Raw genomic sequence first — 924 nt, forward strand, 5'->3', positions numbered from 1 at the left:
CGCCCTTCTCTCCGCCGGAGACGATGAGCGTCGCCTCCGCCAGCCCGTAGCACGGGTAGAAGGCCTCGCGCCGGAAGCCCCAGGGGGCAAAGGCCTCCGTGAAGCGCTCCAGCGTCTCGGCGCGAATGGGCTCCGCGCCGCAGAAGGCCACCTCCCAGCGGCTCAAATCCAGTCCCTCGCGCTCCGCGGGCGGAATGCGCCGCACGCACAGCTCGAAGGCGAAGTTGGGTCCACCGCTGATGGTGCCGCCCAGCTTCGTCAGCGTCTCCAGCCACAAGCGCGGCCGCTTCAGGAACTCCAGCGGTGACAGCAGCGCCGTGTGGAAGCCCTGCGCCAGCGGCACCAGGATGCCGCCGATGAGCCCCATGTCGTGGTACGGCGGCAGCCAGATGACGCCCACGCTGTCGTCGCGCGTGGCGAAGGCACCCTGAATCAGCCCCAGGTTGTGCAGCAGGTTGGAGTGGCTCAGCAGCACGCCCTTGGGCGAGCCCGTGGAGCCCGACGTGTACTGCAGGAAGGCCAGCGACTCGGCCGTCACCGCCGGCTTGCGCCACGCCGACTCATCGGCCTCCAGCGTGTCGGTGGCCACCCAGCGCAGCGCCTTCAGGTCCGGCGCGCTCTCGAAGAGCACCTCCACCATGGACGCGATGAAGGAGGTGGTGAGCACCACCGTCGCGCGCGAGTCGTCGATGATGGCGCGCAACCTCGGCAGCGTACGCTCCAGCCGCGCCGGGTCCGGCGGATAGGCCGGCACCGCCACCAGTCCCGAGAACAGGCACCCGAAGAAGCCGACGAGGTAGTCGGCGCCGGGCGGATACAGCAGCACCGCGCGCTCGCCCGCGGGAGCCATCTGCTGGAGCGCCGCGCCGATGCGACGGGCGCGTGAGTACAGCTCGCCGCGCGTCAGCGCGGTCCCCTCTCCGG

General features: G+C 71.0%; 1 protein-coding gene. It reads right to left on the minus strand.

Annotation, left to right across the window (positions count from 1 at the left end; translation table 11 throughout):
- A partial coding sequence (locus HG543_RS53855) for an AMP-binding protein (protein ID WP_169352703.1) occupies window positions 1-924 on the minus strand: 924 nt, incomplete at both ends.

The organism is Pyxidicoccus fallax, from assembly GCF_012933655.1.
GTDB lineage: Bacteria > Myxococcota > Myxococcia > Myxococcales > Myxococcaceae > Myxococcus > Myxococcus fallax.